Source organism: Rhizobium sp. P1_B8 (genome assembly GCF_056406515.1).
This window is the reverse complement of sequence record NZ_JBFTZZ010000001.1, coordinates 77,339-103,231: the sequence shown is the minus strand read 5'-3', so window position 1 is coordinate 103,231 and position 25,893 is coordinate 77,339. Positions and strand designations below refer to the sequence as shown.

26 protein-coding genes are annotated in these 25,893 nt (G+C 61.0%); 10 read left to right on the top strand and 16 right to left on the bottom strand.

Annotated features, from left to right (window positions below; all coding sequences use genetic code 11):
• Positions 1 to 3: 3 nt before the first annotated feature.
• Entirely contained in the window at positions 4 to 906 is a 903-nt protein-coding gene (locus AC1D2N_RS00475) for a branched-chain amino acid ABC transporter permease (RefSeq protein ID WP_017965841.1), read from the bottom strand.
• 542 nt (positions 907 to 1,448) lie between these two features.
• Here AC1D2N_RS00475 and cysQ point away from each other — a divergent pair.
• Complete coding sequence (gene cysQ, locus AC1D2N_RS00470; protein WP_130758894.1) at positions 1,449 to 2,246, top strand: 3'(2'),5'-bisphosphate nucleotidase CysQ; 798 nt, start codon at positions 1,449 to 1,451, stop codon at positions 2,244 to 2,246.
• Positions 2,247 to 2,891: 645 nt separating this feature from the next.
• Positions 2,892 to 3,617: a sugar transferase gene (locus AC1D2N_RS00465; protein WP_130758895.1), complete on the top strand. Its 726-nt coding sequence runs from the start codon at positions 2,892 to 2,894 to the stop codon at positions 3,615 to 3,617.
• A gap of 116 nt (positions 3,618 to 3,733) precedes the next feature.
• Here the strand turns inward: AC1D2N_RS00465 and AC1D2N_RS00460 are convergent, their stop codons facing one another.
• A complete protein-coding gene (locus AC1D2N_RS00460; protein WP_370090421.1) occupies positions 3,734 to 3,826 on the bottom strand; it encodes a hypothetical protein in 93 nt (30 codons plus the stop codon).
• A gap of 339 nt (positions 3,827 to 4,165) precedes the next feature.
• Entirely contained in the window at positions 4,166 to 4,579 is a 414-nt protein-coding gene (locus tag AC1D2N_RS00455) for a hypothetical protein (protein WP_425375774.1), read from the bottom strand.
• Positions 4,580 to 4,979: 400 nt separating this feature from the next.
• On the opposite strand from AC1D2N_RS00455, the gene sciP reads away from it, so the two are divergent.
• Complete coding sequence (gene sciP, locus AC1D2N_RS00450; RefSeq protein ID WP_007533628.1) at positions 4,980 to 5,255, top strand: CtrA inhibitor SciP; 276 nt, start codon at positions 4,980 to 4,982, stop codon at positions 5,253 to 5,255.
• Positions 5,256 to 5,278: 23 nt separating this feature from the next.
• Here the strand turns inward: sciP and AC1D2N_RS00445 are convergent, their stop codons facing one another.
• The gene (locus AC1D2N_RS00445) at positions 5,279 to 5,824 is read right to left on the bottom strand and encodes a paraquat-inducible protein A (RefSeq protein WP_446993675.1); all 546 of its coding nucleotides are present in this window, start codon (positions 5,822 to 5,824) and stop codon (positions 5,279 to 5,281) included.
• Positions 5,825 to 5,879: 55 nt separating this feature from the next.
• Here AC1D2N_RS00445 and AC1D2N_RS00440 point away from each other — a divergent pair, with 55 nt between their 5' ends.
• Positions 5,880 to 6,158 (top strand): GNAT family N-acetyltransferase, encoded by a 279-nt coding sequence (locus AC1D2N_RS00440; RefSeq protein WP_130758897.1) that lies wholly within the window; start codon positions 5,880 to 5,882, stop codon positions 6,156 to 6,158.
• A 114-nt stretch (positions 6,159 to 6,272) separates the two neighbouring features.
• On the opposite strand, the gene AC1D2N_RS00435 is transcribed toward AC1D2N_RS00440, so the two are convergent.
• Positions 6,273 to 6,485, bottom strand: coding sequence for a hypothetical protein (locus tag AC1D2N_RS00435; protein WP_130758898.1), 213 nt, complete (start codon positions 6,483 to 6,485; stop codon positions 6,273 to 6,275).
• Between the two features lie 52 nt (positions 6,486 to 6,537).
• Positions 6,538 to 6,888 (bottom strand): hypothetical protein, encoded by a 351-nt coding sequence (locus AC1D2N_RS00430; protein ID WP_007630691.1) that lies wholly within the window; start codon positions 6,886 to 6,888, stop codon positions 6,538 to 6,540.
• Positions 6,889 to 7,324: 436 nt separating this feature from the next.
• Here AC1D2N_RS00430 and ctrA point away from each other — a divergent pair, with 436 nt between their 5' ends.
• The gene (gene ctrA / locus AC1D2N_RS00425) at positions 7,325 to 8,026 is read left to right on the top strand and encodes a response regulator transcription factor CtrA (RefSeq protein WP_003542362.1); all 702 of its coding nucleotides are present in this window, start codon (positions 7,325 to 7,327) and stop codon (positions 8,024 to 8,026) included.
• Positions 8,027 to 8,252: 226 nt separating this feature from the next.
• Here ctrA and AC1D2N_RS00420 read toward each other — a convergent pair whose 3' ends face one another.
• Both AC1D2N_RS00420 and chpT read right to left on the bottom strand, forming a co-directional pair.
• Entirely contained in the window at positions 8,253 to 8,615 is a 363-nt protein-coding gene (locus AC1D2N_RS00420) for a response regulator (RefSeq protein ID WP_010069020.1), read from the bottom strand.
• 120 nt (positions 8,616 to 8,735) lie between these two features.
• Complete coding sequence (gene chpT / locus AC1D2N_RS00415) at positions 8,736 to 9,383, bottom strand: histidine phosphotransferase ChpT (RefSeq protein ID WP_028733269.1); 648 nt, start codon at positions 9,381 to 9,383, stop codon at positions 8,736 to 8,738.
• Between the two features lie 194 nt (positions 9,384 to 9,577).
• Here chpT and AC1D2N_RS00410 point away from each other — a divergent pair, with 194 nt between their 5' ends.
• A complete protein-coding gene (locus AC1D2N_RS00410) occupies positions 9,578 to 10,165 on the top strand; it encodes a DUF1134 domain-containing protein (protein WP_130758899.1) in 588 nt (195 codons plus the stop codon).
• Positions 10,166 to 10,280: 115 nt separating this feature from the next.
• Positions 10,281 to 11,441 carry a coiled-coil domain-containing protein gene (locus AC1D2N_RS00405; RefSeq protein WP_028733267.1) on the top strand — a complete coding sequence of 387 codons (1,161 nt, stop codon included), beginning with the start codon at positions 10,281 to 10,283 and terminating at the stop codon, positions 11,439 to 11,441.
• Positions 11,442 to 11,518: 77 nt separating this feature from the next.
• Here AC1D2N_RS00405 and AC1D2N_RS00400 read toward each other — a convergent pair whose 3' ends face one another.
• Both AC1D2N_RS00400 and AC1D2N_RS00395 read right to left on the bottom strand, forming a co-directional pair.
• Positions 11,519 to 12,343, bottom strand: a complete 825-nt coding sequence (locus AC1D2N_RS00400; RefSeq protein ID WP_130758900.1) for a TrmH family RNA methyltransferase — start codon at positions 12,341 to 12,343, stop codon at positions 11,519 to 11,521.
• 7 nt (positions 12,344 to 12,350) lie between these two features.
• Complete coding sequence (locus AC1D2N_RS00395; RefSeq protein ID WP_018243316.1) at positions 12,351 to 12,737, bottom strand: hypothetical protein; 387 nt, start codon at positions 12,735 to 12,737, stop codon at positions 12,351 to 12,353.
• Between the two features lie 42 nt (positions 12,738 to 12,779).
• Between AC1D2N_RS00395 and AC1D2N_RS00390 the strand changes: the two genes are divergently transcribed.
• Both AC1D2N_RS00390 and rpoH read left to right on the top strand, forming a co-directional pair.
• Positions 12,780 to 13,805 carry an RluA family pseudouridine synthase gene (locus AC1D2N_RS00390; RefSeq protein WP_018446896.1) on the top strand — a complete coding sequence of 342 codons (1,026 nt, stop codon included), beginning with the start codon at positions 12,780 to 12,782 and terminating at the stop codon, positions 13,803 to 13,805.
• A 187-nt stretch (positions 13,806 to 13,992) separates the two neighbouring features.
• Positions 13,993 to 14,901, top strand: a complete 909-nt coding sequence (gene rpoH, locus AC1D2N_RS00385; RefSeq protein WP_018243318.1) for an RNA polymerase sigma factor RpoH — start codon at positions 13,993 to 13,995, stop codon at positions 14,899 to 14,901.
• Positions 14,902 to 15,024: 123 nt separating this feature from the next.
• On the opposite strand, the gene AC1D2N_RS00380 is transcribed toward rpoH, so the two are convergent.
• Positions 15,025 to 17,532: a hypothetical protein gene (locus AC1D2N_RS00380; RefSeq protein WP_130758901.1), complete on the bottom strand. Its 2,508-nt coding sequence runs from the start codon at positions 17,530 to 17,532 to the stop codon at positions 15,025 to 15,027.
• A gap of 60 nt (positions 17,533 to 17,592) precedes the next feature.
• Positions 17,593 to 18,891, bottom strand: coding sequence for an adenylosuccinate synthase (locus AC1D2N_RS00375; RefSeq protein ID WP_018243320.1), 1,299 nt, complete (start codon positions 18,889 to 18,891; stop codon positions 17,593 to 17,595).
• 191 nt (positions 18,892 to 19,082) lie between these two features.
• Here AC1D2N_RS00375 and AC1D2N_RS00370 point away from each other — a divergent pair, with 191 nt between their 5' ends.
• Positions 19,083 to 20,000 carry a DMT family transporter gene (locus AC1D2N_RS00370; protein ID WP_018243321.1) on the top strand — a complete coding sequence of 306 codons (918 nt, stop codon included), beginning with the start codon at positions 19,083 to 19,085 and terminating at the stop codon, positions 19,998 to 20,000.
• Between the two features lie 3 nt (positions 20,001 to 20,003).
• Here AC1D2N_RS00370 and AC1D2N_RS00365 read toward each other — a convergent pair whose 3' ends face one another.
• The 4 genes from AC1D2N_RS00365 to AC1D2N_RS00350 all read right to left on the bottom strand — a co-directional run bounded on the left by AC1D2N_RS00365 (position 20,004) and on the right by AC1D2N_RS00350 (position 25,873).
• Positions 20,004 to 20,852 carry a GNAT family N-acetyltransferase gene (locus AC1D2N_RS00365; RefSeq protein ID WP_028733261.1) on the bottom strand — a complete coding sequence of 283 codons (849 nt, stop codon included), beginning with the start codon at positions 20,850 to 20,852 and terminating at the stop codon, positions 20,004 to 20,006.
• Between the two features lie 381 nt (positions 20,853 to 21,233).
• Positions 21,234 to 23,051, bottom strand: coding sequence for a putative bifunctional diguanylate cyclase/phosphodiesterase (locus AC1D2N_RS00360; protein ID WP_130758903.1), 1,818 nt, complete (start codon positions 23,049 to 23,051; stop codon positions 21,234 to 21,236).
• A gap of 129 nt (positions 23,052 to 23,180) precedes the next feature.
• Positions 23,181 to 24,965: an IlvD/Edd family dehydratase gene (locus tag AC1D2N_RS00355; RefSeq protein ID WP_130758904.1), complete on the bottom strand. Its 1,785-nt coding sequence runs from the start codon at positions 24,963 to 24,965 to the stop codon at positions 23,181 to 23,183.
• Positions 24,962 to 25,873, bottom strand: coding sequence for an NAD(P)-dependent oxidoreductase (locus AC1D2N_RS00350; protein ID WP_130758905.1), 912 nt, complete (start codon positions 25,871 to 25,873; stop codon positions 24,962 to 24,964). Before AC1D2N_RS00350 ends, AC1D2N_RS00355 begins: the two co-directional genes overlap by 4 nt.
• Positions 25,874 to 25,893: the final 20 nt, after the last annotated feature.

Here is a 25,893-nt window from a genome sequence, read left to right as displayed (position 1 = left end):
ACGTTATACCTTCTCGACTTCCGGCCGCCCGAGGATGCCGGTCGGCTTGAAGATCAACACGAAAGCCAGGATCGCAAAGGTCGCGACGTCCTTATAGGCGATGGTGAAGTATGCCGACCACAGCGACTCGATAAGGCCGATAAGGAGGCCGCCGAAGACGGCGCCGGGTAACGAACCGATACCGCCGAGAACGGCTGCCGTGAAGGCCTTCACACCGGGCGTGAAGCCGTCGTTAAACGAGGCGACGCCATAATACATCAGGTACATCGTGCCGGCGACGGCTGCGAGTGCCGCACCCATAACGAAAGTGATCGAGATCGTCTGGTCGACGTTGACGCCGAGCAGCGCTGCCATCTTGCGATCCTGCTCAGTGGCGCGCTGGGCACGGCCGAGTGCGGTACGATTGACGATGTACCAGAAGATCGTGAGCAGCACTGCCGTGATCACGATGATGATGATCTGTTTCAGCGACACCGAGATGTTGCCGAACTGGTAGACCGAGCTCACCATCGGCGGAATCGGCTTGTTGCGCGGACCCTGTGTCACCTGGATGAAGTTGGACAGCGTGATCGACATGCCGATCGCGGTAATCAGCGGCGCCAGGCGGAAGGAACCGCGCAGGGGACGGTATGCGACGCGCTCAATCGTCCAGTTCCACAAGCTCGTCATCAACATCGCGACGACAAGCATCGCCAGCAGCAGAACTGCCACCGGGAGACCTGCGAAGATGGATGTGAGGACGAGGAAGACGATAAGAGCGGCGAAACCACCGAGCATGAAAATGTCGCCATGGGCGAAATTGATCATGCCGATAATGCCGTAAACCATCGTATAGCCAATAGCCACAAGGCCATAGATGGATCCGAGCGTCAGCCCATTTAAGAGCTGCTGGACGAAATACTCCATATGTCGTTTTCCCCTGGATGCGAGCGAAACACGCTGCATCTCTTTTTGGTTCTTCAGTTCTCCGTTTCAGAGAACCTCATAGGCCGAATGCATAGCGGTTTCGTTGGAAATGTGAAGACAAAAAGGATTTACTCCGACAGATTCTTGTCAGAACAGGCCTAACTGGCGCGTTTTGAACCAAAATCCACAGAAAAACGGCAGAGCTGGGCCTATTTTTAGCCAGAAACTGCCACTGGCTTAACCATACGGAGATATCGCCGTCGATTTCCTGCCCCGCTTGCTGCGTAAGCTATTCCACAGAATTGGAAGATGGAGCAAATTCAGTCCCCAAGGCAGCCTCTTTGACGAATGCCATTTCACGAACAATGCCCGATCTTCGTCTGACAAGGCCGAAAACTTATGGTAGCATCATCAAGCTGTGTATTGAGGGATGCAGAGCATGACGGGGAACACCATATAACTTAAGTATCTGGTTGTAATAGAGATGGTTTGCGGACGAGCGACAACGGGGTGCTCGCCGCGTGGCGAACGGCAAAAGGACAATGCTGAGGACATTTGAAAAGGCGGCACTCGAAGCCGGCAAGGCCATCATCACGGTCTTGCGCGAAGGCTTCCCCGTCGCCATGAAGGCGGATGCCAGTCCGGTCACGGTCGCCGACGAGGAGGCTGAACGCATCATCCTCGCTCATCTCGCCAGAGATTATCCCGAAATACCCGTCGTGGCGGAAGAATCGGTCGCCGCCGGAAAAGTGCCCGACATTGCCGGCCGTGGCTTCTTTCTTGTCGACCCTCTCGACGGGACCCGCGAGTTCGTCGACGGACGGCAGGAATTCACCGTCAACATCGCCTATATCGAGAACGGCGCCCCGGTGGCGGGCATCGTCTACGCGCCAGCGCTCGGACTTGCCTTCTCGGGAGAACGCGGCCACGCCGAAAGGCTCGTCGTCGCGGACGATTTCACGGTTGGCGCACGCAGCACAATCACTGTGCGCGAGCAGCCTGACGACAGGCTGGCGCTTGCAAGCCTTCGCCACAACAGCCCGGAGACCGGAAGCTTCCTCGCCGACCACGCGATCTTCAAATGCACCAATATCGGCTCCTCGCTGAAATTCTGCCTGCTGGCCGAAGGCAAGGCCGACGTCTACCCGCGTTTCACCCGCACGATGGAATGGGACACCGCGGCCGGCGATGCGGTGCTGCGCGCCGCTGGCGGTTCGACGGTGACGCTGGACGGAACGCCGCTGACCTATGGCAAGACGGGAACCGCGGCCGATTTCGACTTCGCCAACCCGAACTTCATCTCCTGGGGCGGCAGGAAACGCGTCCTCGAACCGGCGTGACCATCCTTAGGATCGTTGAATACCGGCAAGCGGCGCGATTCTCTGCATCGTAACCATGAGCTCAGACCTGTCGCGACAATCCGCGACCGGCCTCGGGCATGCGCGCCTCAACTGCGCAAGCGTCCCTCCGTAAAGCGCATCCACGATCCCCTCTCCAGCTGTGAAGTGATTCGCGTTATCGGGCCTCACTGAGCGATTCGGGCCGCAAATTCGTTGCCCTGCATCTTTTCAAGACGCTGCGCGCCATCAATCTTGCCTTGATTTTGTCACATTTCGGCACGGCTTCGACAGTGATCGATATCTTCATCAGAAAAATTTCGCCCCGTGTTCCGTTAAGAAATATGCTTAAGAGACCTGGGTCACGTGTCGAAACGGCACTTCGCCACCCCCCTGTGAAGCCCTGCCAAAGGCCTAGAAACTTTGACAAAATTCCAATTCTTAACGAAATATCATGAGCTTGCCTCAACTTAACGCACATGCGAAAGATTTGCTGCGATGCGATATTTCTCTGGACACCATTACACAATTGTCGCATTTTTCCGTTTTAGTAGGGTTACCAAGACCTGAGTGCAGCCCTGGTGACAGGGTTAACCATTGATCGCCTATTGCCGCCGCGCCCCCCTCGAAGACAACAGAGTACGATCCTTGAGCATCACGGAACTAAACAACAGCATTTCGACAGACTCCTTCCGGCCGAGCCGCCGCCAGCAGCCGAGCCTGAAGATCCAGACCCCTGTTATCCATAGCGAGGCGCCGCAGGCGCCGTTGGTGGATCTGGTCCTGAAGCGGGCGTTCGACATTTTTTCGTCGTTGAGCGCCCTCCTCGTCCTCGCCCCGTTCCTTCTGTTCGTCGCCCTGCTGATCAAGCTCGACAGCCCGGGACCGGTGCTCTTCAAGCAGACCCGCTGGGGCAAGAACTGCAAGGCCATCAAGGTCTACAAGTTCCGTTCCATGCGCACCGACCTCTGCGATGTCTCCGGTGTTGCCCAGACGGTGAAGAACGATCCGCGCATAACTCGCATCGGCGCCATCCTGCGCCGGACGAATGTCGATGAGTTGCCGCAGCTGCTGAACGTGTTGCTGGGCCACATGTCGGTCGTCGGCCCGCGTTGCCATGCAATCGGCATGCGCGCCGGCGGCATGCTCTACGAAGAGCTCGTACCGGAATACCATCAGCGCCATGCGATGCGCCCCGGCATGACGGGTCTTGCCCAGATGCGCGGCTTGCGCGGCCCGACCGATCGTCCGGCCAAGGCGCGCGCCCGCATCGCCAGCGATCTCTATTACGTCGGGAATTTTTCGATCGTGATGGACATGCGCATCATTTTCGGAACCGTCGTGTCGGAGCTGACCCGCGGAAAAGGCTTTTAAGCTTTAAGCTTTGTGAGAAGAGACCGGCTGCCTTGTGCATGTCGCCGAAAAGTGTGCAGCGGTTTTGCGAAACCGACATGCATAAAACAAAGACCTAAAGCGCGATGCCACGCGCTTTAGAGCATCCGGCACCGGAATGCTCTGGCGACCGCCTGCATGCGGTTGGCCGAATCGAGTTTGCGCATCGCGCTCTTCAGATAACCTGCCACCGTATGCGACGAGAGATCGAGAACGATCGCGATCTCGTCGCTGCTCTTGCCGGCCGCCGACTACAGCGCCGCGCGTCTTTTTAGACGCGCAAAGGACGCTGTAGCACTTTGAATTGCCGCCTGATTCCTTAAGTCCATTCCGATTTAAGGAAGCAGGCGGCGTCGCAGGCATTCGATTTCGCGCCGGGTGAGCGTCTCCGACGGACCGTTTCCGGGTTGCCATTGCGCGAAACCTTGTCCAGAAGCTCCATGCAGCCGTAAAGCAGCGCCATCGCCTGCTCCCGCGTGGGCATAGGACAGTCGCCTGAGAAGGCGAAGATGTATTGTTTCAGGTCAGCGTCATGCAAGCGCGAAGGCGAAGGTATTCTTCAGCCCGTGCATCTGAAAGAGCGTGTTGAGTCTGCGGTTTTCCTGATTGGCGGCGCTGCCCGCAAACGACCCCTCTTTGCAGAAGATCGGCACGATCGTCCGCTTCATCGCGGTCACCAGTCTGCTGCAATAGAAGAGATCGGCGGCCTCGTAAAAGCCGACCAGGCTTAGCGGCCAGTTGCTGATCAGCCGGTTTTCGATGAAAGCCGTACGGTCGCCGCGCGGGAAAACCGAAAGCAGATAAAAATCGAAGCCCGCAAGCTTCGCCATCTCCCCGAGCCGTTCCTTGCCGTCGTTAAACGAAGCCCCGGCGCCCACGGCCTTCGACGGCGAAAATGCAGCATCCTCAGCGCAGTCGTCGACTGCGCGCTCAGGTCTTTCCATCTTCGTATCCTCGTAAGGCCAGCATCGGCTCGGCCTCGCTGCCGGCGGCGAGAAGCTCGCGCCGGAGCATCAGCAGAGACGGATTTCTGCCCCGCATCCCGAGGACACGAAGCGTCAAAAGCGCAAACTGGACTAATGCAGCGGGAAGAGCGGAGTCGAAGTTTTGCGCTCATTCATTTGTTGCAGCACTTAGAAGATCATCCCGGGAAATCAGCTAATCTTTATTCCGCATGGCTCCCATGCAGGCGCTATAAATTGACGTAGCGGCAGGCGGCCGCCCCCAAATCCGCGGCCCGAGGGCATCTAAATTTGTTATCAAAGTCTTACGATGGGTTTAGGCAATTTTTAAATGTGGCAGGCTAGAGTGGGGTTCGTGGTCTTGCGTTGTGTAGAGAGTCCAATGACCGAAATGATACGTCCCCGAGTAAAATATGTCATCGGCCCCGATGGCAGCCCCCTGACGATCGCGGATCTTCCGCCGCCCAATACGCGGCGCTGGGTGATTCGCCGGAAGGCAGAGGTTGTCGCGGCTGTTCGCGGTGGCTTGTTGAGCTTGGAAGAGGCCTGCGAGCGTTATACGCTCACGGTCGAAGAATTCCTCTCCTGGCAGTCGTCGATCAACAGCCACGGTCTCGCCGGCCTGCGCACCACGCGCATTCAGCAATATCGTCACTGATCACTCGCCAGCATCGACGACATCTATTTCGGGCCGGACGCATCTCCCATCAGGGAATGAAGAAGGCCCGAAATCATTGACGAGGCCGCATAGCACCAGAGGCCTGGCTGCGTGAAGGCATCCGCCAGCCCCGTCGTCTTCGCCGCCGCAATGACGATCGCGACCAGCAGCACGTCCATCATCGACCACTTGGACAGATGCGGTACGACACGACGATAGAACAGGCTGCCGGCCCCAACGCCGGTGGCCGTCGCTTCTGCGGCGATCCCGATCATCTTCAGAGACGGGAGCAGGATCGAAACCAGTGCAACAATCGCCGCCAGGAGACCATCCCCGCCTTGCCAAAGCGAGACGATGATTTCGATGAGGGACGGCGTCTCATCGAAGAAATACAGCGTCTCGAAACGGACCAGCGGCAACACGAGGCCGAGCGCCAGGAAGAACGGCCCGGCCACGAGAAGCACGGGGCGAATCATCGAAAGCGCCTTCATTGCCCTGAACCTCGTATCGATCCGATATTTTGCATGAACACTCCGTCTCCTGCCTGCACTGCCTCCACGGCTTGGCACGACGGCGCCGCCATGTCACGGTCCGCTACGACACTATCCGTTACGAGGAAAGACAATGAACATTCGAAACGAGGAAGGCGCCTCCGGCGGCCGGTATGCGGCCGAGGTGGAGGGGCGCGAGGCGGAGATGACCTATTCGCGCACATCGCCGAAGCTCATCATCATCGATCACACGGCCGTTCCCGATGCGTTGCGCGGCAAGGGCGTGGGCCAGGCATTGGCGCTCCACGCCGTGGAAGCAGCCCGCACCGGCGGATGGAAGATCATCCCGCTTTGCCCGTTCTTCAAGGCGCAGGCGCAACGCCATCCGGAATGGAAGGATGTCGTGAACTAGCGCATCTGGTCGAAAATCGGAGTCGATTTTCGGAAAGCACGATGCGAGGGATTAAAAGAGTTGGAGCGTCCTTTGCGCGTCCGAAAGGACGCACGGCGCTCTAATGCGCGTCGCTCAAAGACAGGCTGCGGGTTTGGGGTAGGCACATAAAAAGGCATGACTTGCGTCGCGTGAATCACGCTCGATGTGACCCGCTTTGGAGATAACTTCTTCAATCGCCTTCGGCGTGACAGCCTCGATTTCGGCGACAGTTGCGCTGAAGGCGCTGACGCCGATAGGCGAAAACACCAAAAGCCATGTATGACGGACAGCGCGCCCGTCATACATGGCTTCTCAGCGGCGATCCCAGGCGCCGAAACCGGCGCCCACCGTTTTTCTCTTACGCCCTTGCTCGGGCGCCGCTGTCACGCTCTTCCAGCGCCGTCGCCCTTGCATATTCCGCCTGCATCTCCTCGAGCGCCATTTCCAGCGTCTCTTCCTGCGTCTTCAGTTCCTTGATCGAAACCTGCAGGTTATCGGCCCGCTGACGCGCGGCCTTGGCGAAGGTCGGATAAGCAAAGTGATTCGGGTCGGAAATACCGGACTTCTTTTCCTCGACGACGATCTGGCTCTCCAGATCCTTCGTCATCCGTTCGAATTCAGACATCATCATTTGCAATTGCTGCAACTGACGTCGTTTTTCGTTCACCTGAAATTCCTTCAGGCGAACGAGACTTTCTCGCGACTTCATACGCATTACTCCCGTGATGCGAGACCCCGGCTCAACTTGAAACCGCCCTGCGCGCCGCTTTGACACGGTTTGCTAAAAAATTTCCTGCGATATTAACAAATACCTACCGCTGGTAACCTTTCGTTTACGGGCATCGTTAATGATAGGCCCTATGATTTAAGGGTCGGTAAATGCCAAGGCATGAAGTTCGAACCTTTTCATTGGCGAGTCGGATGAATCACTTAGCGCTGTTTCCTAATGTTAAAGTTGAGGAAAGCCTTTTTGAGATTCCTATTGGAAAACAGAGAAATGGAAAAATTATTTAATAAATTCGATACTCCTTGCCAGAGTGAATTAGAATTTGTTAACCATTTCGTGGCAGCTTCCAAATCACGTAGCGTGTTCGGTATCGTGTAGGGGGCCAGACCACCTTTCGGCGGCGGTAAAGGGGATAATTATGCGGGTACTTCTAATCGAGGATGACAGCGCGACGGCGCAGAGCATCGAGTTGATGCTGAAATCAGAGAGTTTTAATGTTTATACCACCGATCTCGGTGAAGAAGGCGTCGATCTGGGCAAGCTGTATGATTATGACATCATCCTTCTCGATCTGAACCTGCCCGACATGTCCGGATATGAAGTGCTTCGCACTCTCCGGTTGTCCAAGGTCAAGACACCGATCCTCATCCTGTCGGGCATGGCCGGCATCGAAGACAAGGTTCGTGGCCTCGGCTTCGGCGCCGACGACTACATGACCAAGCCGTTCCACAAGGACGAGCTCGTCGCTCGCATCCACGCCATCGTCCGCCGCTCCAAGGGCCATGCCCAGTCGGTCATCATGACCGGCGAGTTGATCGTCAACCTCGACGCCAAGACTGTCGAAGTCGGCGGCCAGCGCGTCCATCTGACGGGCAAGGAATATCAGATGCTGGAGCTGCTTTCGCTCCGCAAGGGCACCACCCTCACCAAGGAAATGTTCCTGAACCACCTTTATGGCGGCATGGACGAGCCGGAACTGAAGATCATCGACGTCTTCATCTGCAAGCTCCGCAAGAAGCTCGCCAACGCTGCCGGCGGCGCCAACTACATCGAGACCGTTTGGGGCCGTGGTTATGTTCTTCGCGAACCGGATGGGGCCGAATACGCCGAAACCGCCTGATTTTTTTCCGATCCCCCTTATCGGATAAACGAAGATCCCGCCTTTCCGGCGGGATTTTTCGTTTCTGCCCTGGGCAAATAAGAAGCCACCCTGACGGAAGATTTCAGGCTGGATCGGCCTGATCCTCTGTGTCTCGTTTAAGAAAATAGGACGTGGCGACGGCCGAACGCACGTGCACTTTCGGCATGATGCTCGAGGGACAACCGATATGAGCGGAAGATCTGCGTCAGGCGGCGATCGCGCGGTTTCCGAAAACCGCGGTCAGGATCTTGCGATCGAACGGCTTCAGCAGGAAGTCGGTCGCACCGGCCCGCTTGCCCGCCATCAGCTTCTTCAGATCCGCCTCGACGACGCAGTAATAGATCTTGACCTCTTTGCCGCCGTCCATGGCGCGGATGGCGGCGATGAGATCGAGGGCGCCTTCCATGCCGGAATCGACGATCAGATATTCCGGCAGCTCCGCCTGGCAGCGCTGCAGCGCCTCGCCGGCGTTGGAGGCTTCGCTGACGAGAAAATCGAGTTCGGAGAGAATGCGCTTGCCGACCTTGCGGACGATGTCCGAATTATCGGTGATCATGAACCTTTGCATGGCCGCTCCTTTGCCCCCGCATTCGTCGCAGCAAGAGGCCTCTTACAACCCTGGAGAATAGGTCCATCAGGCTAACGAATCGTTACCGGACGGGCGCCGACACGCGTCCGCACTCCGAAATCAGGTTGCCGCGGCCACTGCCGTGAACACCAGTTCGTCTGCGCTGGCGCTATGATCGAGCGTCATTCCGCACTCCTGTGCCAGAAGCACGGTGTAATAGGGCTGGATCGAATGGGCGTCGATCGCCTCCTCGATGGTACCAGTCGATATCTCGACGAATTTCGGCGGCAAGCGCATCAGCTTGCCTTTGGCCGTGAGCTTGAACCTGGCATCGAATTCGGGATTTTCGAGCGTTACCTCGAGTACACCGCCGCGCGGAATGGCAGAATAGGCAACGAGGAAGAGGTTGAGCAGCAGCTTGACACGATTCTTGGCGACGATGGCGCGCGGTCCATTCCAAATCACCTCGGTCTTCTTCTCGGCGACGGCAAAATCCTTGGCAGCGCGTTCGGCCTCGCCCGTGTCGATCGAGGCGCCGACGGAGCCCGACGCACCAAAGGCGAGGCGTGCGAATTTCAGGCGGACGGACGCATTGAGGGCGCTGGTGCGGATCAGGTCCATCGCATCGGAATCGGCGCCGCCCTCGTCCAGCAGTTCCAGCCCGTTATTGATCGCGCCGACGGGCGAGATGACATCGTGGCAAACGCGGCTGCAAAGAAGCGCGGCCAGATCCGGGCCGGACAGGGTGAGATTGGGGTTCTTGGACATCATCGTCTCCTGAGGGGCGGCAATTTCATTGCGCCCGGAATATACTTCATCAAAATTGCGCGAAGTTTGCGATCGTACTCGATGCCATAATGACACCATATTTGGTAAACCGATTGTTAAGATCATCGGCGCAAAATGCACCAATCGCCGCGAGCGGTTGCCCGCTCCTAGCCAAACGACGAACGGATGACACAATGCGCCCTCGATTTCCGCACCGATTCATCGGCTTCTGCAGGTTCCTTTCGGCCCTCGTCTTCTCCTCGCTGATGGTTGCCGCACCGGCCGCTGCCCAGGACAACGGCCAGTACACGATGCAGGAAATCGTTGACGCCGGCCACTCCTTCTTCGGTTCCGCCAGCGGCGGACTTGCCAAGGTCGTCGAGAGTGCCTTCCAGAAATACGGCCTGCCGAACGGCTATATCCTCGGACAAGAAGGCGGCGGCGCCTTCATCGCCGGCCTTACCTATGGCGAGGGCCAGCTGAACACCAAGAACGCCGGCGAACATAATCTCTACTGGCAGGGACCCTCGCTCGGCCTCGATTACGGCGGCCAGGGCTCGCGCGTGATGATGCTGGTCTACGACCTGCCCTCTATCAACGGCATCTATGCCCGCTTCGGCGGCGTCAGCGGCTCGGCCTATGTGATCGCCGGCTTCGGCATGACCCTGCTCAAGAACAACGACGTGCTGGTCGTGCCGATCCGCACCGGCGTCGGCGCCCGCCTCGGCGTCAATGTCGGCTATCTCAAGATCACCCAGGCGCCGACCTGGAACCCCTTCTGAGGCTGCAAAGCCGCCGGAATGTGCCGCCGTCCCCACCGGCGGCCTTGCCATGCGCGTCATGCCTGCTTAATCATCGCGGCTGACCCGTATCAACCTTCTTACCGATGGCCGCGCCGTGATCGAATATGCTCTCTTGTTCGGATTGGGCTTCCTGACCGCGGCCTTCCTCGTCTTTCTGGTCTCGCCGGCCGTTCACCGCCGTATTGTCTGGTATACAGAGAACCGGCTGAAAGCGACGATGCCGCTGAGCCCACAAGAGGTTCGCGCCCAGAAAGACATGGTGCGCGCGCTTTATGCCGCCGAAAATGCCCGCACCACCCAGGACCTTCTGCGTGAGCGCGAGAAATCCCTGTCGTTCCAGCTTCGCCACGACGCCCTCGCCGTCGACGCCGGCAGGCTTGCCGCCGAGATCGGCGATTTGCAGGCGCAGATCGGCGAGATGCATGTCGAAGCAGCCGACCAGCGCTCGCATCTGCGCAAGGACGAGAACTATATCAGCCAGTTGAAGACCAACCTGCATATTGCCGAGCAGTCCGCTGCCAACAAGGAAAGCGAACTGGCGACGATGCGGACGCGCCTGAGCAAGCTCGGTGAACAGGCCGATGGGCTGAGGATCGACCTGGCCGCGCGCGAGACCGAGGCGGAGAGCCTGAAATTCCGTGTCAACGCGCTGCGCGACGAACGCGACACGCTGCGCCAGGACGTCAGCCTGCTGCAGAAGCGCGCCAAGGATGCCGAACAGAAACTGACGCAGCAGCAGCATATGGTAATCCGTCTGGAGGATAAGGCCGCGCGCGAGAGCGCTTCCGCCACCGAAAAGGAAGCCCTGGTCGCGCGCCGCCAGCAGGAGATCACCAAGTTGAAGGAGCAGTTGAAGGCCGCCAACGCCGAAATCCGCAAGGTCAACCGGGTGCTGCGCGACGCCGGCCTTGCCGGGATGGTGGCGGACCTGCCGGGGGAAATGCCGGCCGAAGACACGGTCGCATCCGCGCTCGACACCGCCGTCGTCACGTCTGAGATCGGCGAAGATGTCCGCACGCGCAGTGCCGCCCTTGCCGAGCGGCTGGAAAAGGCAAAGGCCTCAACCGGGCGCGATGGCGCGATCCGCGAGGAGATCGCCTCGATCGCCGCCAATATGGTGGCGCTGACCGCACTTAACGAAGGTCCCTCCTCACCGATCCGCACACTGCTGTTGGATGCTGCGGAAAGGAATCCGAACGATCGCGTCAGCCTTGCCGACAGGGCGGCCGCGATCATCGCCGATCGCGCGCGCTGACGCCTTAGCGCGGGGCGCCATCATTTTTGAATTGGCGCAGAACCCTGAAAATCGATTTCGATTTGAGAAGGCATGCGTTAGATCCGGCCCATCGCCGAGGCCATGGAAAACAGTGCGATCCCCGTCGCCGTCGCGGCGTTGAGGCTGTCGAGTTCCTCCGACTGCGGAATGCGCGCGCTCTGGAACCGCGCAAGCAGCGCCTCCGGCAACCCCTCGCCTTCGGTGCCGACGACGAGCGCCATACGCGTCGAGGCCGGAATGGCGCGGATATCGGTCTTGCCGTGCGGCGAAAGCGTCCAGATGGCAAAGCCCCGTTCGGCAAGCGCCAGAAGCACATCCAGCGCCTTGCCGCCGCGACGGTGCGCAACGCCCAGCACCGAACCGACCGAGACACGCAGCGCCTTGCGGTAGAGTGGATCACAGGAGGTTTCGTCGAGCAGCACCGCATCGGCCCGGAAGGCAGCCGCATTGCGAAACATCGAGCCGGCATTGTCGTGATTGGAAATGCCACAACCGACGAGCACCAGCGCCTGCTCCGGCAGCGCGTCAAGAAGGGCAGCTTCCCCGCGATCCTCCCGCCGGCCGAGCGCGAGAACGCCGCGATGCAGATGGAAACCGACGACGCCGTCGAGCACATCAGCCCCGGCGACATAGACCGGCACATCGGCCGGAAACCGCTCCAGGATGGGCCGGACGCCCTCGACGCGGTTGCGCAGCAGCAGGATCTTTTCGGCGAAAAAGCCGCGGCCGGCCGCATGCGCCTCGGCGAGCATGCGCAGCACGACGGTGCCTTCGGCGATGAAGCGGTTCTCTCGGCCGGTCAGGTCGCGCTCGCGAATATCGCGGAATTCGGCGACGCGCGGATCGTCGGCGCTGTCGATGTCGATCGGGACAGCGGCCATGCCGGCCTCAATTGCCCGCGACGGTGACGTCGGCGACGGTGCGGCCGGTCCTGAGATCGTAGACCAGCGCCTTGCTCTTGCCCTCGACCGTTTCGCCGTAGAACAGGATCTGCCCGGCCGAAAACGATGTGGACTGCACCTTGAAGCCAAGCGGCAGGGAAACGGTTGCCGCAAGCGGCGCGTCTGAGGGCACGCCGGAGGCGGCAACAGTGGACGCCGTCTCCTTCGGCTCGCTGTGCATCGCCTTGTAGACAACCGCGCCGAAGACCGCCATAAGGCTCACGAACATGATGGCGCCGGAAACGATCTGCAGGCGGACCATCTTGCGCCGGACACTTTCCATCGCCGGATCAAGGGGCTTCTCTTCCTGGTCGTCTGGCTCGATTGCTGTCATCTGTGCGTCCCGTTCTAAAAAATACGTCGGAGAAGAAGCGTCTTGAGCGACCCCTTTAAACAAGCCGCCGGCAATAGAAAAGTCCTGACCGCCGATGAAAGCGCCGAAGGCCGGCTCGACGCCTGGCTGACGGCGCAGGTCGGCGAGGAATTTTCGCGCAGTCGCATCAAGACGCTGATCAAGGATGGCCAGGTTTTTCTGCGCGGCCAACCCGTCACCGACCCGCAACGCAAGGTGCGCACCGGCGATAGTTTCGAGATCACGCTGCCCGAGCCGGAAGACCCGACGCCGCAGGGCGAGGACATCCCGCTTGATATCCTCCATGAGGACGACGACGTCATCGTCATTTCCAAGCCTTCCGGCCTCGTCGTCCATCCCGGCCCCGGCAACTGGACGGGGACGCTGGTCAACGCGCTGATCCACCATTGCAGCGATACCCTCTCCGGCATCGGCGGTGTGCGCCGCCCCGGCATCGTCCACCGTCTCGACAAGGACACGACAGGCGTCATGGTCGTCGCCAAGAACGATATTGCCCATCGCCACCTCTCGCTGCAATTTGCCGACCACGGCCGCACCATGCCGCTGGAGCGGGCCTACCAGGCAGTCGTCTGGGGCCGGCCCCGCACGCTGTCTGGCACAGTCGACGCGCCGCTTGGCCGCGCCACCGGCGACCGCACGCGCCGCGCCGTCAAACGCCCCGACAGTCAGGACGCCGACGAGGCGATCACGCATTACCAGGTGATCGAGCGCTTCCATGAGAAGCCGGACGCGACCGCGTTCGCCTCGCTGGTCGAGTGCCGCCTCGAAACCGGCCGCACCCACCAGATCCGTGTCCACATGGCCCATATCGGCCATCCGCTGCTCGGCGATACGGTTTACGGCGCCGGCTTCAAGACCAAGGCCAATCTTCTGCCCGAAGAGATCCGCAAGGTCGTCAACGGTTTCGGCCGTCAGGCGCTGCATGCCTTCATGCTGCAATTCGAGCATCCCCGCACCGGCGAAATCATGCATTTCGAGGTGCCGCTGCCGGATGATATGGTCGAATTGGTCGAGGCGCTGCGGCGATAAAGGCGGCTCTGAATGCCGGCCTTCCAACTCACAGCTGCGTGAGCGGCACCTTGAATCGCCGTTTCGCCACACTTATCTGCATATAGACTTAGTGCGGGCTCGGAGAGAGCCGCACGTCCCGGTTTGCCTTTTTAACGCGAGGACGCGTTTCCATCGGGAACCGGAATTCACTTTAGGAGGGTGCACTATGGCCCGAAATACCTTGCCGTCCATTACCGCCGGTGAAGCCGGTCTCAATCGTTACCTCGACGAAATCCGCAAGTTCCCGATGCTGGAGCCGCAGCAGGAATACATGCTCGCCAAGCGTTATGCCGAGCATGGTGACCGGGACGCCGCCCACAAGCTCGTCACCAGCCATCTTCGCCTCGTCGCGAAGATCGCGATGGGTTATCGCGGCTACGGCCTGCCGATCGGCGAAGTCGTCTCCGAGGGCAATGTCGGCCTGATGCAGGCCGTCAAGAAATTCGATGCCGAGCGCGGCTTCCGCCTCGCCACCTATGCCATGTGGTGGATCAAGGCCTCGATCCAGGAATATATCCTGCGCTCGTGGTCGCTGGTGAAGATGGGCACGACCGCCAACCAGAAGCGCCTGTTCTTCAACCTGCGCCGGCTGAAGGGCCGCATCCAGGCAATCGATGACGGCGACCTGAAGCCGGAGCACGTCTCGGAAATTGCCACCAAGCTGAACGTCTCGGAGGAGGAGGTCATTTCGATGAACCGCCGCCTCTCCGGCGACGCCTCGCTGAACGCACCGATCAAGGCAGCCGAAGGTGACAGCGGCCAATGGCAGGATTGGCTGGTGGACGACCATGACAGCCAAGAAGACGTGCTGATCGAACAGGATGAGCTCGACACCCGCAGGCGCATGCTGGCGAAAGCGATGAGCGTGCTGAACGAGCGCGAACGCCGCATCTTCGAGGCTCGCCGTCTCGCCGAGGATCCAGTGACCCTGGAAGACCTTTCGACCGAATTCGACATCAGCCGCGAACGCGTGCGCCAGATCGAGGTCCGCGCCTTCGAAAAGGTGCAGGACGCGGTCCGCAAGGAAGCCCTGGAACGCGCCAAGGCCGTCCGCGTCGTCGAAGCCACGGCATAAGCCTGCCGCGCGATACAATTGAAGAAGGCGGGTCCCTTGCGGCCCGCCTTTTCATTTTCATTCACTTTTGTACCGCAGTCTCAGCGCTACCCCAAAGGTCCGGCGGCGTTGCTGAAGAAACCCTCACTGGCTCGTCGACACATCCCCGAGCGCGGTCCATTCCTTGATCGCGGTATTGAAGGCGTCCGTTCCCGTACCGCCCTTTTCCATCGTCAGCAGCGCGCGGCGGCCGTTGCGGTAGGTGATCGGAATATCGATCCAGTTGCGGGTCGACATCAGGTCGAGATTGGCCTTGCGCGCATCAGGGTAATCGTTGAGCGCGATCATATGGAAATCGTCGGTGATCTTGGCCGGAACCGCGATCAGCGCGTCGCCGCGGTCCTGCTCCGTGCGCTTCATCGAGATGCGCTGGACGCTGTCGATGCTGCCGCCTTCGAAATTCGGCGGCACCGAGAATACGATCTCCACGAGATGGCTTGCCGGCAGCGACGGATCGGAATTGCGCTTGAAGGTGACGAGAGCCGAAAGATTGCGTTCGGGAACGGTGACGTTGCCCTGTACCGTCGCCTCCTGCCGGCCGTCCTGGCCGGCCTCGTGCTGCACGCTCCAGACGACCGATCCCTCGATCGCCGTCGGCGAACTCTGGCCGATACGCTCCTCATAGAGGAACATCTTTTCCGACGAACCGACGGGTGGGGTCTGCTGCGGCGATGCCACCGGGCCGTTTGGCGTCGGCGTTTCGGCGGGTGCCACATCGGCCTGCGCACTGGCAGGCGGCGTATCTGCTGCCGCGACATTCTGTTCGGCGACCGATTTTCCTTCCGCGGTCGGTGTTCCCGGCACAGTCGCCGGTCCACTGTCGACCTCGGTCCCATCGGTCAGCAGCCGTTGGGTGAATTTCGAATTGGCCGCAGCGCCGTCATTGTTCATTGACGCTACCTGCGGGTTCGGCTGCGCCGGCGTCGCTGGGGTATTCTGCGCTCCTGGTGTGGTCGGCTGGGCCGGCGTCACCGCGCCCGGCTGGGCAGGCGTCGCCGAGCTAGCCGGCGGTGTTGCCGCCTCGTTCTTGGTCGCCTGCGACGGTGCCGAGCTGACGAGCCCGTCGACCATCGCCACCAGCGCCTCTCTGTTCATCCAGCCGGCATAGGCGCCGCCACCAATCAGGATGAGTGCGAAGATGAGCGTGATCACGGTACCGATGCCGAAGCGGCGACGCTTCGGCTCCATACGGAAACTCTTGCCCTGCAGCTTGGAGGCAACGATCTGATCGATATCCATCGACGGATTGGCGTCATCGTCATCAGCGGCGACCGAGCCGCGGCGGTCGTAGCCGCGCAGCGCCTTCGCCTCGCGCCAGTCCTCGCTCGGCGCGCCGCTAGCAGCCGCGGGCTTGCCGTTGTGCACTTCCGCGAAGATATCGACATCGTCGAAATGAGAGGCAACCGGCGCCTTCTTATTGCTGCCGGCCTCGATCGGCGGCAGATCGTCGAAGGCGGCTGTCTCCCAGGAGAAACTTTCCTTGGCGGCCGGCATGACGGCCGCGGGGGCCGCATTTTCGAGGCTCGATATCACCTCTTCGAAGGCGCGCGCCGAGGCATCCGCGGTGACCGGCGCCGCCTGCGAATATTGCCTGAGTTCCTCTTCCGCCCATTCGGTCTCCGCATCCTTGGGCGGCGGAGCCGGCGTTTGGGCAACGGGCTCGGCCCAGACCGGGTCGAAATGCGCCGCAGCATCGGCCTGCAACGGCTCCTCGCGGCTGTGCTCGACGAATTCCTGCTGACGATCGAAATCGGCGACCGGCTCCACCAGCCGGTTGGATGCATGGTCTATGCCGCGGGTGGTCGGCGGCAACGGCTCGACGGGCTCGTAAGCCTCCTCGGCCTCCGGCTCCTCGTTGTCCACCGCCACCGGCTCGGCCGCGATCTCGTCAGCTTCCAGGGGATGCTGCTCGTCGGCACGGTCTTCGTCGGCTTGCTCGCTGCGATGCGCGGCAGGCGGCTCCCAGCCGTCATGTTCGGCCGACACGTCTTCGGCAGCGACGTCGCGCGCCTCGCTAGCATGCCATTCCTCGGCCGGCGCTTCCTCTTCATGCGAGGGATGCCAATATGTCTCGGCGGGACCGGATGTCTCCGGCGAAACCGCTGTCTCGGCGGCAACAGGGATTTCGGCGGGAACAGGTTCTTCCGCGGAAAGGGGCTCCTCGGCAGCGACCTCTTCCTCAGCGTCCTCTGACGCGGCGGCTTCCACGTGATCGGGCTCGTCGGCGACCTCGGCCGCCTGCGGTTCCGGATAGGCTTCGTCAACCGGCTCCTCGACAGCAGTCTCCGGCGCAGGCGCCGGTTCGCTTTCGTCGTGAAGAGTTTGCTCTTCCGCGGATTCCAGCGCGGCGACGGCGGCGACCGGCTCATCAAGCGGCAGCGCCTCGGAGTGTTCGCCTTCCACCTCGCGGATGGCGGCCTCGAGCTTTTCGAGCTGGCGTTGCAGCATGGCTTCCGGCGGACGCGGCTTCATATTCTCGAGCTGCCGCTGCACTGCGCCGCGGGCACGTTCGTAGACTTTCACCCGCATCTCGGGGGTATTTTCAGCCAAGCCGTCAACGGCCCGCCGAATGACTGCAATAAAATCCGCCATCAGTACTTTCTCAAGAAGTCCGGTACCCTACCGAACCATCCTCCACAGTGACCCGTGAGCTTAATCCTCAAACGGATCGGTCACAAGTATCGTATCATCCCGCTCCGGGCTGGTGGACAAGAGCGCGACAGGCGCCCCGATCAGCTCTTCGACCTGGCGAACATACTTGATCGCCTGTGCCGGCAGATCCGCCCAACTGCGGGCGCCGACGGTCGATTCCTTCCAGCCTTCCAGCGTGATGTAGATCGGTTCGACCCTAGCTTGCGCTCCCTGGCTTGCCGGAAGATGATCAATCTGTTCGCCGTCGAGCATATAGCCGACGCAGATCTTCAATTCCTCGAGACCGTCGAGCACGTCGAGCTTGGTGAGCGCGATGCCCGTGATGCCATTGGTGGCAATCGATTGGCGCACGAGTGCAGCGTCGAACCAGCCGCAGCGCCGCTTGCGTCCGGTCACAACACCGAACTCATGACCTTTTTCGCCAAGGAACTCACCGATCGCGTCCTTCAGCTCGGTCGGGAATGGGCCTTCGCCGACGCGTGTCGTATAGGCCTTGGTGATGCCGAGGATATAGCCGAGCGAGCCGGGCCCCATGCCTGAACCGGCGGCGGCCTGACCGGCCACCGTGTTCGATGAGGTGACGAAGGGATAGGTGCCGTGATCAATGTCGAGCAGGCTGCCCTGCGCGCCTTCGAAGAGGATGCGGGAGCCCTTGCGACGCTCCTTGTCGAGGAAAAGCCAGACCGTATCACGGAAAGGCAGTACCCGATCGGCGATCGAGGTCAGTTCGTCCATGATCGCCTGGTGGCTGACTTCGGCGACACCGAGGCCGCGGCGAAGCGCGTTGTGATGCGTCAGAATACGGTCGACCTTGCCGGAAAGACTATCGAGATCGGCAAGATCCATGACGCGGATGGCGCGACGCCCGACCTTGTCTTCATAGGCCGGGCCGATGCCGCGGCGCGTCGTGCCGATCTTGGTGCCGCTGTTCGATGCCGCATCCTCGCGCATCGCGTCGAGCTCGCGGTGCAGCGACAGGATGAGCGTCGCATTGTCGGCGATACGCAGATTTTCGGGCGTGATCGTCACACCCTGACCGGCGAGCTTTTCAATCTCGGCGATCAGCGCATGCGGATCGACGACGACGCCGTTGCCGATCACCGCCATCTTGCCGGGACGCACGACGCCGGACGGCAGCAGCGAGAGCTTGTAGCTGGTGCCGTCGATGACGAGCGTGTGGCCGGCATTGTGTCCGCCCTGAAAGCGCACGACAATATCTGCACGCTCCGAAAGCCAGTCGACAATCTTGCCCTTGCCTTCGTCACCCCATTGCGAACCGACCACGACTACGTTCGTCATCCAACTCTTCCTGTTACCGGCGCGGAACCGCGCACCTGCTCAAACCCGCGCATCTATAAAGCTTTGTTTTTTGGAAAGCGACCCTGTTGTCACAGTAGATTGGGCTTTTTACGTGACAAATCAGCAGCCGACAGGCTATTTCCCCTCACAAAACGCCGCACGGCGATCGCGGAAAGACGGGAAGAACGCTCTTGCAAGCCACGGCCTATATCTGCCTCGTTATCGCCACCCTTTGCTGGGGCGGCAACTCCGTCGCCGGCAAACTCGCGCTTGGGCATATCAGCCCGATGATGCTGACCTTCCTGCGCTGGTTCCTCGCCGTGGCGGTGATCGCTGTGATTTCAGTACCGCAATTGCGGAAGGACTGGCCGGTGGTCAGGAAGAACCTGCCGCTGCTCCTCTTCTACGGCGTCATCGGCTACACCCTTTTCAACGCCATGCTATATTCGGCCGTGCAATATACGACGGCGATCAACGTTGCCATTGAGCAGGCCGGCATCCCGATGCTGATCTTCCTGCTGAATTTCATGTTCTTCCGCACCGGCATCTCGCTGGCGCAATGTCTCGGCTTCGGCATGACGCTGATCGGCGTCGCTTTGACCGCCGCGCATGGTGACCTCTCAACGCTGCTGCAACTAGGCCTCAACCGCGGCGACGGGCTGATGCTGATCGCCATTGCCGCCTATTCGGTCTACACGATCTTCCTGCGCTGGAAGCCGCCGCTCGACTGGCGCACCCTGATGGCGGTCCCGGCGCTCGGCGCGATGCTGACCTCGCTGCCGCTGCTCCTCTGGGAGGTCGGCCGCGGCGCTGCGCAGTGGCCGGACCAGGCCGGCTGGGTCATCACTCTCTACACGGCGATCTTCCCGTCGCTGGTTGCGCAGATCCTCTATATCAAAGGCGTCGTCGCAATCGGCGCCAACCGGGCTGGCCTCTTCATCAATCTCGTGCCGGTGTTCGGAACGCTGCTCTCCGTCGCCCTGATCGGGGAGAGGCTGCAGTCCTTCCATGTGATCGCGCTGGTGCTCACCTTGGGCGGCATCGCGATCGCCGAAAAGGGCCGTCCGAAAGCGTCGGCACAGACCGTGCCCGCCTCACCCATGGATTAGAGCCTAACCGAGTTCCAACGTTGTCACGCCGAAGACGTGCTTCAGCGGGATGGCGGGCGCTGGCCCGCGATACATGCGCGTCGTCTCGAACACCGGTTGAAGGCCGAGGCCTTCGGCAAGCGCGACCGCCTCGTGGTTCGCCGTGGGAATGTCGATGAAGACCGCGGCCCCCTTCGCCTCCGGGATCAATTCGGCAAGCAACGCTGCGGCGCTATCGGCATCATTGGCAAAGAGCGGGCCGATCTTGTAGCCCTCGTAGCAGCGGCGGATCGTGCCGTAGCCGCGGATCTTACCGCTCTTGCGCACCACCGCCGAACGGCGGCCCTTACGGCCGGTGCACCAGGAGGTGAGGAAGGCATCCCGCGGCTGCGGAAAGATCGCCGAATCATAGCGCTGCAGGCCTTCGAGACGTGAATCCAGCACCGACTGCGCGACAAGCGTCGAGACAGGCAAGGAGCTCGCGACCCCGCCGTAGCGAATGGTGGAATAGGCGGGTTCGAAGCCGGCCTTGCGGTAGTTTTCCTGCTGTGCGGCGACACCGTCGAGACCGATCGTGCGGTCTCCCGCGCTGGCGATGCCCGCCTCCCAGATCGCCTTGCCGTAACCCTTGCCGCGGAAATCGGGATGGACGATGTAGAGGCCCAGGAAGGCGAAACTCTCGCCATATTTGACGACCGAGATCGAACCGACGGGGACTTCACCGATCGAGCCAACGAAAAATCCTGACGGATCGGCCTCGAGGAACGCAAGCGAATCATCAAGGCCCGGGTTCCAGCCCTCCTGACGCGCCCATTCGAGCACGAGTTCCAGTTCGCCGGGCCGCATCGAACGAACGGCAAATTCCGAATTCATGCGACTTTCCTAGATTGAATGTCCCGCAAGTCCATCCCGGCAATGGCAAAGCAATTGTCAGGTCCCAGTTCCCCGATTGCACCTGCGAATGATGGAGAGCCGCGCTCATGGACTTGACGACGCGTATAATCATTTTTCGATGCAATGCAGAAATCTTCGTTTCCGAATTACCATGAAACAATGCCGTTGCAAGCTCAAGAAAATTACTTGTGCGCCAATTGTCTTCCTGCCGATGCAAATAAAACGCCGCGCCGAAAAGATATCGCCTGCCAAGTTGAAAGGCGAGGAAAGCATTTCGGCCGAAATCTCCTCCGCGACGCGGCAAAGGCGCCGTTGAAAACGGCGGCGACCACGGTCGCCCGCGAACGGATCACCGACCGTTCAGCCGCCCATCGCGGTCTTCTGCTTTTCGATCCCGCTCGCCATCGATGAGAAAAGACGGTCTGTATCTGCCGCCGGTGCGGGATAACCGAACGCATAACCCTGCAGGCCGTCGCAGCCGAGCTGCGCCAGCACGACGGCATGCGCCTCGGTCTCGATGCCCTCGGCGATCACCTCGACATCAAGCGCCTTGGCGATTTCCACGATCGAACCCACCACGCGCCGCTGCTCGGCCGAGCTGACGACCTCGGTGACGAGCTGCCGGTCGATCTTCAGCCTCTTCGGCCGCAGCTTGACGAGACCGATGAGCGAAGCATGGCCCGATCCGAAGTCGTCGATCTCGATGTCGATGCCCATCTGTTTGATATCGCCGATATGATCGAGCAGTTTTTCGTCGCTGTCGTCGAGGAAAATCGTCTCAACCAGTTCGAAGACGATCACGCCAGGCGGGATGTCGAGTTTCCTCAGCTTGTCGAGCAACGCCGGATCGGCAAGCCGCGAGGCGGAAATATTGACAGCGATGCGCGGAACCGCAAGGCCGCGCAACAGCCAGAATAGCCGGTCTTCGAGAGCGCTTTTGAGGATCGCCGCGTCGATCTCCGCCGCAAGTCCGTGCTCGTCTGCGATTTTCAGGAATACCCCTGGGGCGAGCACGCCCTTCTCGGGATGTTTCCAGCGCGCCAACGCCTCGAAGCCGATGACTTCCCGCGTCCGGGCGTCGAGCTGCACCTGATAATAGGGAAGGATCTCGCCGCGCTCCAGCCCGAGCTTCAGCTCTTCGGCGAGGCGACGCTTGGAGCGCAGATCCTCCTGCAATTGCCGCGTGAAAAATTCGACGCGGTTCCGTCCGAGCTTCTTGGCCTGGTAGAGCGCCAGGTCGGATTCGGCCAGCAGGTTGCGCGCCCGCCGATCACCGCTCCAGGAAACGCCGATCGAGGCGCCGGATTGCAGCATCTCCTGGCCGAAACGGATTTTCTTCCGCAGCCGTCGCTGGACATCCTCGGTGATCAGCCTCAGCTCCGTGAGATCGGTAAAATTGACCAGCACGATGACGAATTCATCGCCGCCGACGCGGGCAACCATGCCATTTGCAGGAATGGCAGCGGTGATGCGAAGGGCTGCTGCCCTGAGCACTGCGTCGCCTGCCGCATGACCGTGGCTGTCGTTGATCTGCTTGAACTGGTCGAGGTCGAGATGCAGCACCGCGAGCGTCGTGATGCTCTTGTCGGCCGGCAGCTCCGCCAGCCGCTTGTCGAGAAGGCGCCGGTTCGGCAAGCCGGTGAGATAATCGTGATCGGCGACATGCTCGATGCGGGCATTGCTTTCCTCAAGCGCCAGCGCCCTCGCCTCGGCCACCACCTTCTGCCGCGCCAGTTCCGCGTTGAGCATTACGTCGGCAGTCACATCCCATTCGGCGCCAATGAAGGAGGGCAGACCTTCCGCATCGACATAGAAATGCGCGCGCGAACGCAAATGACGGATTTCGCCGCTCGGCAGCACGATACGGAATTGTGAGTTATAGGCGCCGCGCGTCGCGATTGCCTGCTCGAAGTCGCTTTCGGCCCGGTCACGATCATCGGGATGGATGGCATTCGACCAAAGCGAAGCCGGCACAAGACGATACGTCTCGCCGGTCTCATAGAGACGATGCATTTGCGCATCCCACAAGATCCCGTCCTGCTCGATGCTATGCTCCCAGACACCAATCTGGGATGCATCGAGAGCGAGTTCGAGCCGACGCAGAAGATCCTGAAACTCTCGTTCGGATCGTGTGGCTTTGTTCTCTGGCAACGCGGTCCCAGCCTTAGAAGCTTGTATAACGGCAATATGGTCTCAAGCCGGCATTAATGAAGCCTTGTCCTAGTGACCGAACTAGTGACTAGGTGAACTGTTCGTTACGACTTCCCCTTTTGGATCAAAGGGCTCGCAGTCTTTAGCAACTCAAGTTCAATGATTGTGCCGCGGCGGGTTTTTCGCAATCCGACGAAATTCCGTCGCCCCCTCCAGCACCGCGCCGTCCGACAATTGCGTCACCGAGCGGCGATAGATCTGCTGCCACGGCGTCGCATCCGCCGGCACCGGCGGGATGCCGTCGCTCTTGCGCCGTTCGATCTCTGCGTCATCGACCAGCATGTCGCAACGCCCGTGGTTGAAGTCGATGCGGATGATATCCCCGCTACGAAGCCAGGCGAGGCCGCCGCCGGCGGCACTTTCCGGTGAGGCGTTGAGGATCGAGGGACTGTCGGCCGTGCCCGATTGGCGGCCGTCACCGATCGTCGGCAGGCTGCGGATGCCGCGCTTCAGGAGATGATCCGGCGGCTGCATATTGACGACCTCAGCCGAACCAGGCCAGCCGATCGGCCCGGCGCCCCGGATAACGAGGATGGTGTTTTCGTCGATGCCGAGTGCGGGATCGTTGATGCGCTTGTGATAGTCCTCGGAACCGTCGAAAACCACCGCTTTGCCCTTGAAGACGCCCTCATACCCGGGTTCTTCAAGGTATCGCCGGCGGAAATCCTCCGAGACCACACTCATCTTCATGATCGCGAAATCGAAGAGATTGCCTTTGAGCACGAGGAAGCCCGCCCGCTCCTTCAGCGGCTCAGCGAACGGCTTGATGACCTCGCGGTCGCGCGCTTCCTTGCCCTGTAGGTTCTCGGCTATCGTCCTGCCCGTCACCGTACGACAGTTGCCATCGAGCTTTCCGGCCTGCAGCAGTTCCCACATGATCGCCGGCGTACCGCCGGCGCGATGGAAGCGCTCGCCGAGATAGGCGCCGGCCGGCTGGACATTGGCCAGCAGCGGGATATCGAAACCATGCACCTGCCAGTCGTCGGGATGGAGTTCGACGCCGGCGTGCTTCGCCATCGCGGCCAGATGCGGCTGCGCGTTGGTCGAGCCGCCGATCGCCGAATTGGTGCGGATCGCATTCAGGAAAGCCTCGCGCGTCAGGATATCCGACGGCTTCAGATCCTCGAACACGATTTCGACGGCGCGCCGCCCGGTACGGTAGGCCATCTGGCCGCGTTCGCGGTAAGCGGCCGGAATGGCGCCGCAGCCGGTCAACGAAAGGCCGAGCGCCTCGGCCAGCGCATTCATCGTTGAAGCTGTACCCATCGTATTGCAGTGACCGACGGAAGGCGCAGAATCGAGCGCCGCCTGAAGAAACTCTTCCCGATCGATCTCGCCTGCCGCATATTTCCGCCGCATCCGCCAGATCACCGTGCCGGAGCCCGCCAGCTCTCCCTCATGCCAGCCGTCAAGCATCGGCCCACCGGAGAGCACAATCGCCGGAATATCGACCGTCGAAGCAGCCATGATCGCCGAAGGCGTGGTCTTGTCGCAGCCGGTGGTCAGCACGACACCGTCGAGCGGATAACCGTAGAGGATTTCGACGAGGCCGAGATAGGCGAGATTGCGGTCCAGTGCGGCGGTCGGGCGCTTGCAGTTCTCGAAGATCGGATGCGTCGGAAACTCGATCGGAATGCCGCCGGCATCGCGAATGCCGTCGCGCACGCGCTTGGCAAGCTCGACATGCACCCTGTTGCAGGGCGTGAGATCGCTGCCGCTCTGGGCAATCCCAATGATCGGCTTGCCGGAGCGCAGCTCTTCCGGCGTGATGCCGTAATTCATGAAGCGCTCGAGATAGAGCGCTGCCATGTCGATATGATCGGGATTGTCGAACCAGTCCTGCGAACGCAGGCGCCGCTTCGGCGAATGGCTGTCCGTCACTTCTTTCCTCCCGGCCGGGCATTCTTCTCTTCGAGATGGAGGAGCAGGGCGCTGTGATCCTTTTCACCATTGCCATTGGCGACGAATTCGCTGAATTCGGCGTGCACCGCCGCCGTCAGCGGCAGCCTCAACGACAGGGTCTTGGCCGCCTCCATGGCGGCGTTCAGATCCTTCAGCTGATTGCTGGACGAACCGCCTGGAGTAAACTGCCGTTCGACCATGCGTTTGCCGTGCAGTTCCAGGATACGGCTCTCGGCAAAGCCACCGCGAATGGCGTCTCGGAAGGCCGCCGGCGAGCCGCCGCCCACTTCGATCAGCATCATCGCTTCGGCGACGGCGCCGATCGTCACCGCGACGATCTGCTGGTTGGCGAGCTTGGCAAGCTGGCCTGCCCCGCTTGGACCGACGCGGGTCACCCGCCCCATCGGGGCAAAGACATCCGCAAGCCGGTCGATCACGTCCTCGGCGCCGCCCGCCATGATCGCCAGCGTACCTGCTTCCGCCCCGACGACGCCGCCCGATACCGGCGCATCGACGTGATCGACGCCGCGGTCGGCAAGCCTCGCCGAATGGTCACGGGCGAAATGCGGGGCAATCGAACTCATGTCGATGACGGTAACGCCAGGCTTCATCGCATCGGCCGCTCCGCGGTCGAACAACACGTCCTTCACCGCCTCGGCGTTGGTCAGCATGGTGATGACGACATCGGCGCCTGCAACGGCATCCGCCGGTGTTTCCGCGCGAACCGCGCCATCTCCCGCAAGCGCCTCGGCCTTGCCGGGATCGCGATTCCAGACGGTGACTGCAAAACCCGCGCCGAGCAGCCGGCGAGCCATCGGCGCTCCCATCAGGCCGGTGCCGAGAAAGGCGATCCGCCTGCCCTCATCACCTTTTCTCGAACCTGTCATTCAGTCCTCCCAACTGTTGT

Coding starts and splice junctions, on each gene's coding strand:
- AC1D2N_RS00375 (WP_018243320.1), bottom strand. CDS start 18,891: ATGACGAACGTAGTCGTGGTCGGTTCGCAATGGGGTGACGAAGGCAAG.
- AC1D2N_RS00380 (WP_130758901.1), bottom strand. CDS start 17,532: ATGGCGGATTTTATTGCAGTCATTCGGCGGGCCGTTGACGGCTTGGCT.
- chpT (WP_028733269.1), bottom strand. CDS start 9,383: ATGTCCAAGAACCCCAATCTCACCCTGTCCGGCCCGGATCTGGCCGCG.
- AC1D2N_RS00440 (WP_130758897.1), top strand. CDS start 5,880: ATGAACATTCGAAACGAGGAAGGCGCCTCCGGCGGCCGGTATGCGGCC.
- AC1D2N_RS00350 (WP_130758905.1), bottom strand. CDS start 25,873: ATGACAGGTTCGAGAAAAGGTGATGAGGGCAGGCGGATCGCCTTTCTC.
- ctrA (WP_003542362.1), top strand. CDS start 7,325: ATGCGGGTACTTCTAATCGAGGATGACAGCGCGACGGCGCAGAGCATC.
- rpoH (WP_018243318.1), top strand. CDS start 13,993: ATGGCCCGAAATACCTTGCCGTCCATTACCGCCGGTGAAGCCGGTCTC.
- AC1D2N_RS00475 (WP_017965841.1), bottom strand. CDS start 906: ATGGAGTATTTCGTCCAGCAGCTCTTAAATGGGCTGACGCTCGGATCC.
- AC1D2N_RS00400 (WP_130758900.1), bottom strand. CDS start 12,343: ATGGCCGCTGTCCCGATCGACATCGACAGCGCCGACGATCCGCGCGTC.
- AC1D2N_RS00395 (WP_018243316.1), bottom strand. CDS start 12,737: ATGACAGCAATCGAGCCAGACGACCAGGAAGAGAAGCCCCTTGATCCG.
- cysQ (WP_130758894.1), top strand. CDS start 1,449: ATGCTGAGGACATTTGAAAAGGCGGCACTCGAAGCCGGCAAGGCCATC.
- sciP (WP_007533628.1), top strand. CDS start 4,980: ATGACCGAAATGATACGTCCCCGAGTAAAATATGTCATCGGCCCCGAT.
- AC1D2N_RS00435 (WP_130758898.1), bottom strand. CDS start 6,485: ATGTATGACGGGCGCGCTGTCCGTCATACATGGCTTTTGGTGTTTTCG.
- AC1D2N_RS00410 (WP_130758899.1), top strand. CDS start 9,578: ATGCGCCCTCGATTTCCGCACCGATTCATCGGCTTCTGCAGGTTCCTT.
- AC1D2N_RS00365 (WP_028733261.1), bottom strand. CDS start 20,852: ATGAATTCGGAATTTGCCGTTCGTTCGATGCGGCCCGGCGAACTGGAA.
- AC1D2N_RS00420 (WP_010069020.1), bottom strand. CDS start 8,615: ATGCAAAGGTTCATGATCACCGATAATTCGGACATCGTCCGCAAGGTC.
- AC1D2N_RS00430 (WP_007630691.1), bottom strand. CDS start 6,888: ATGAAGTCGCGAGAAAGTCTCGTTCGCCTGAAGGAATTTCAGGTGAAC.
- AC1D2N_RS00455 (WP_425375774.1), bottom strand. CDS start 4,579: ATGGAAAGACCTGAGCGCGCAGTCGACGACTGCGCTGAGGATGCTGCA.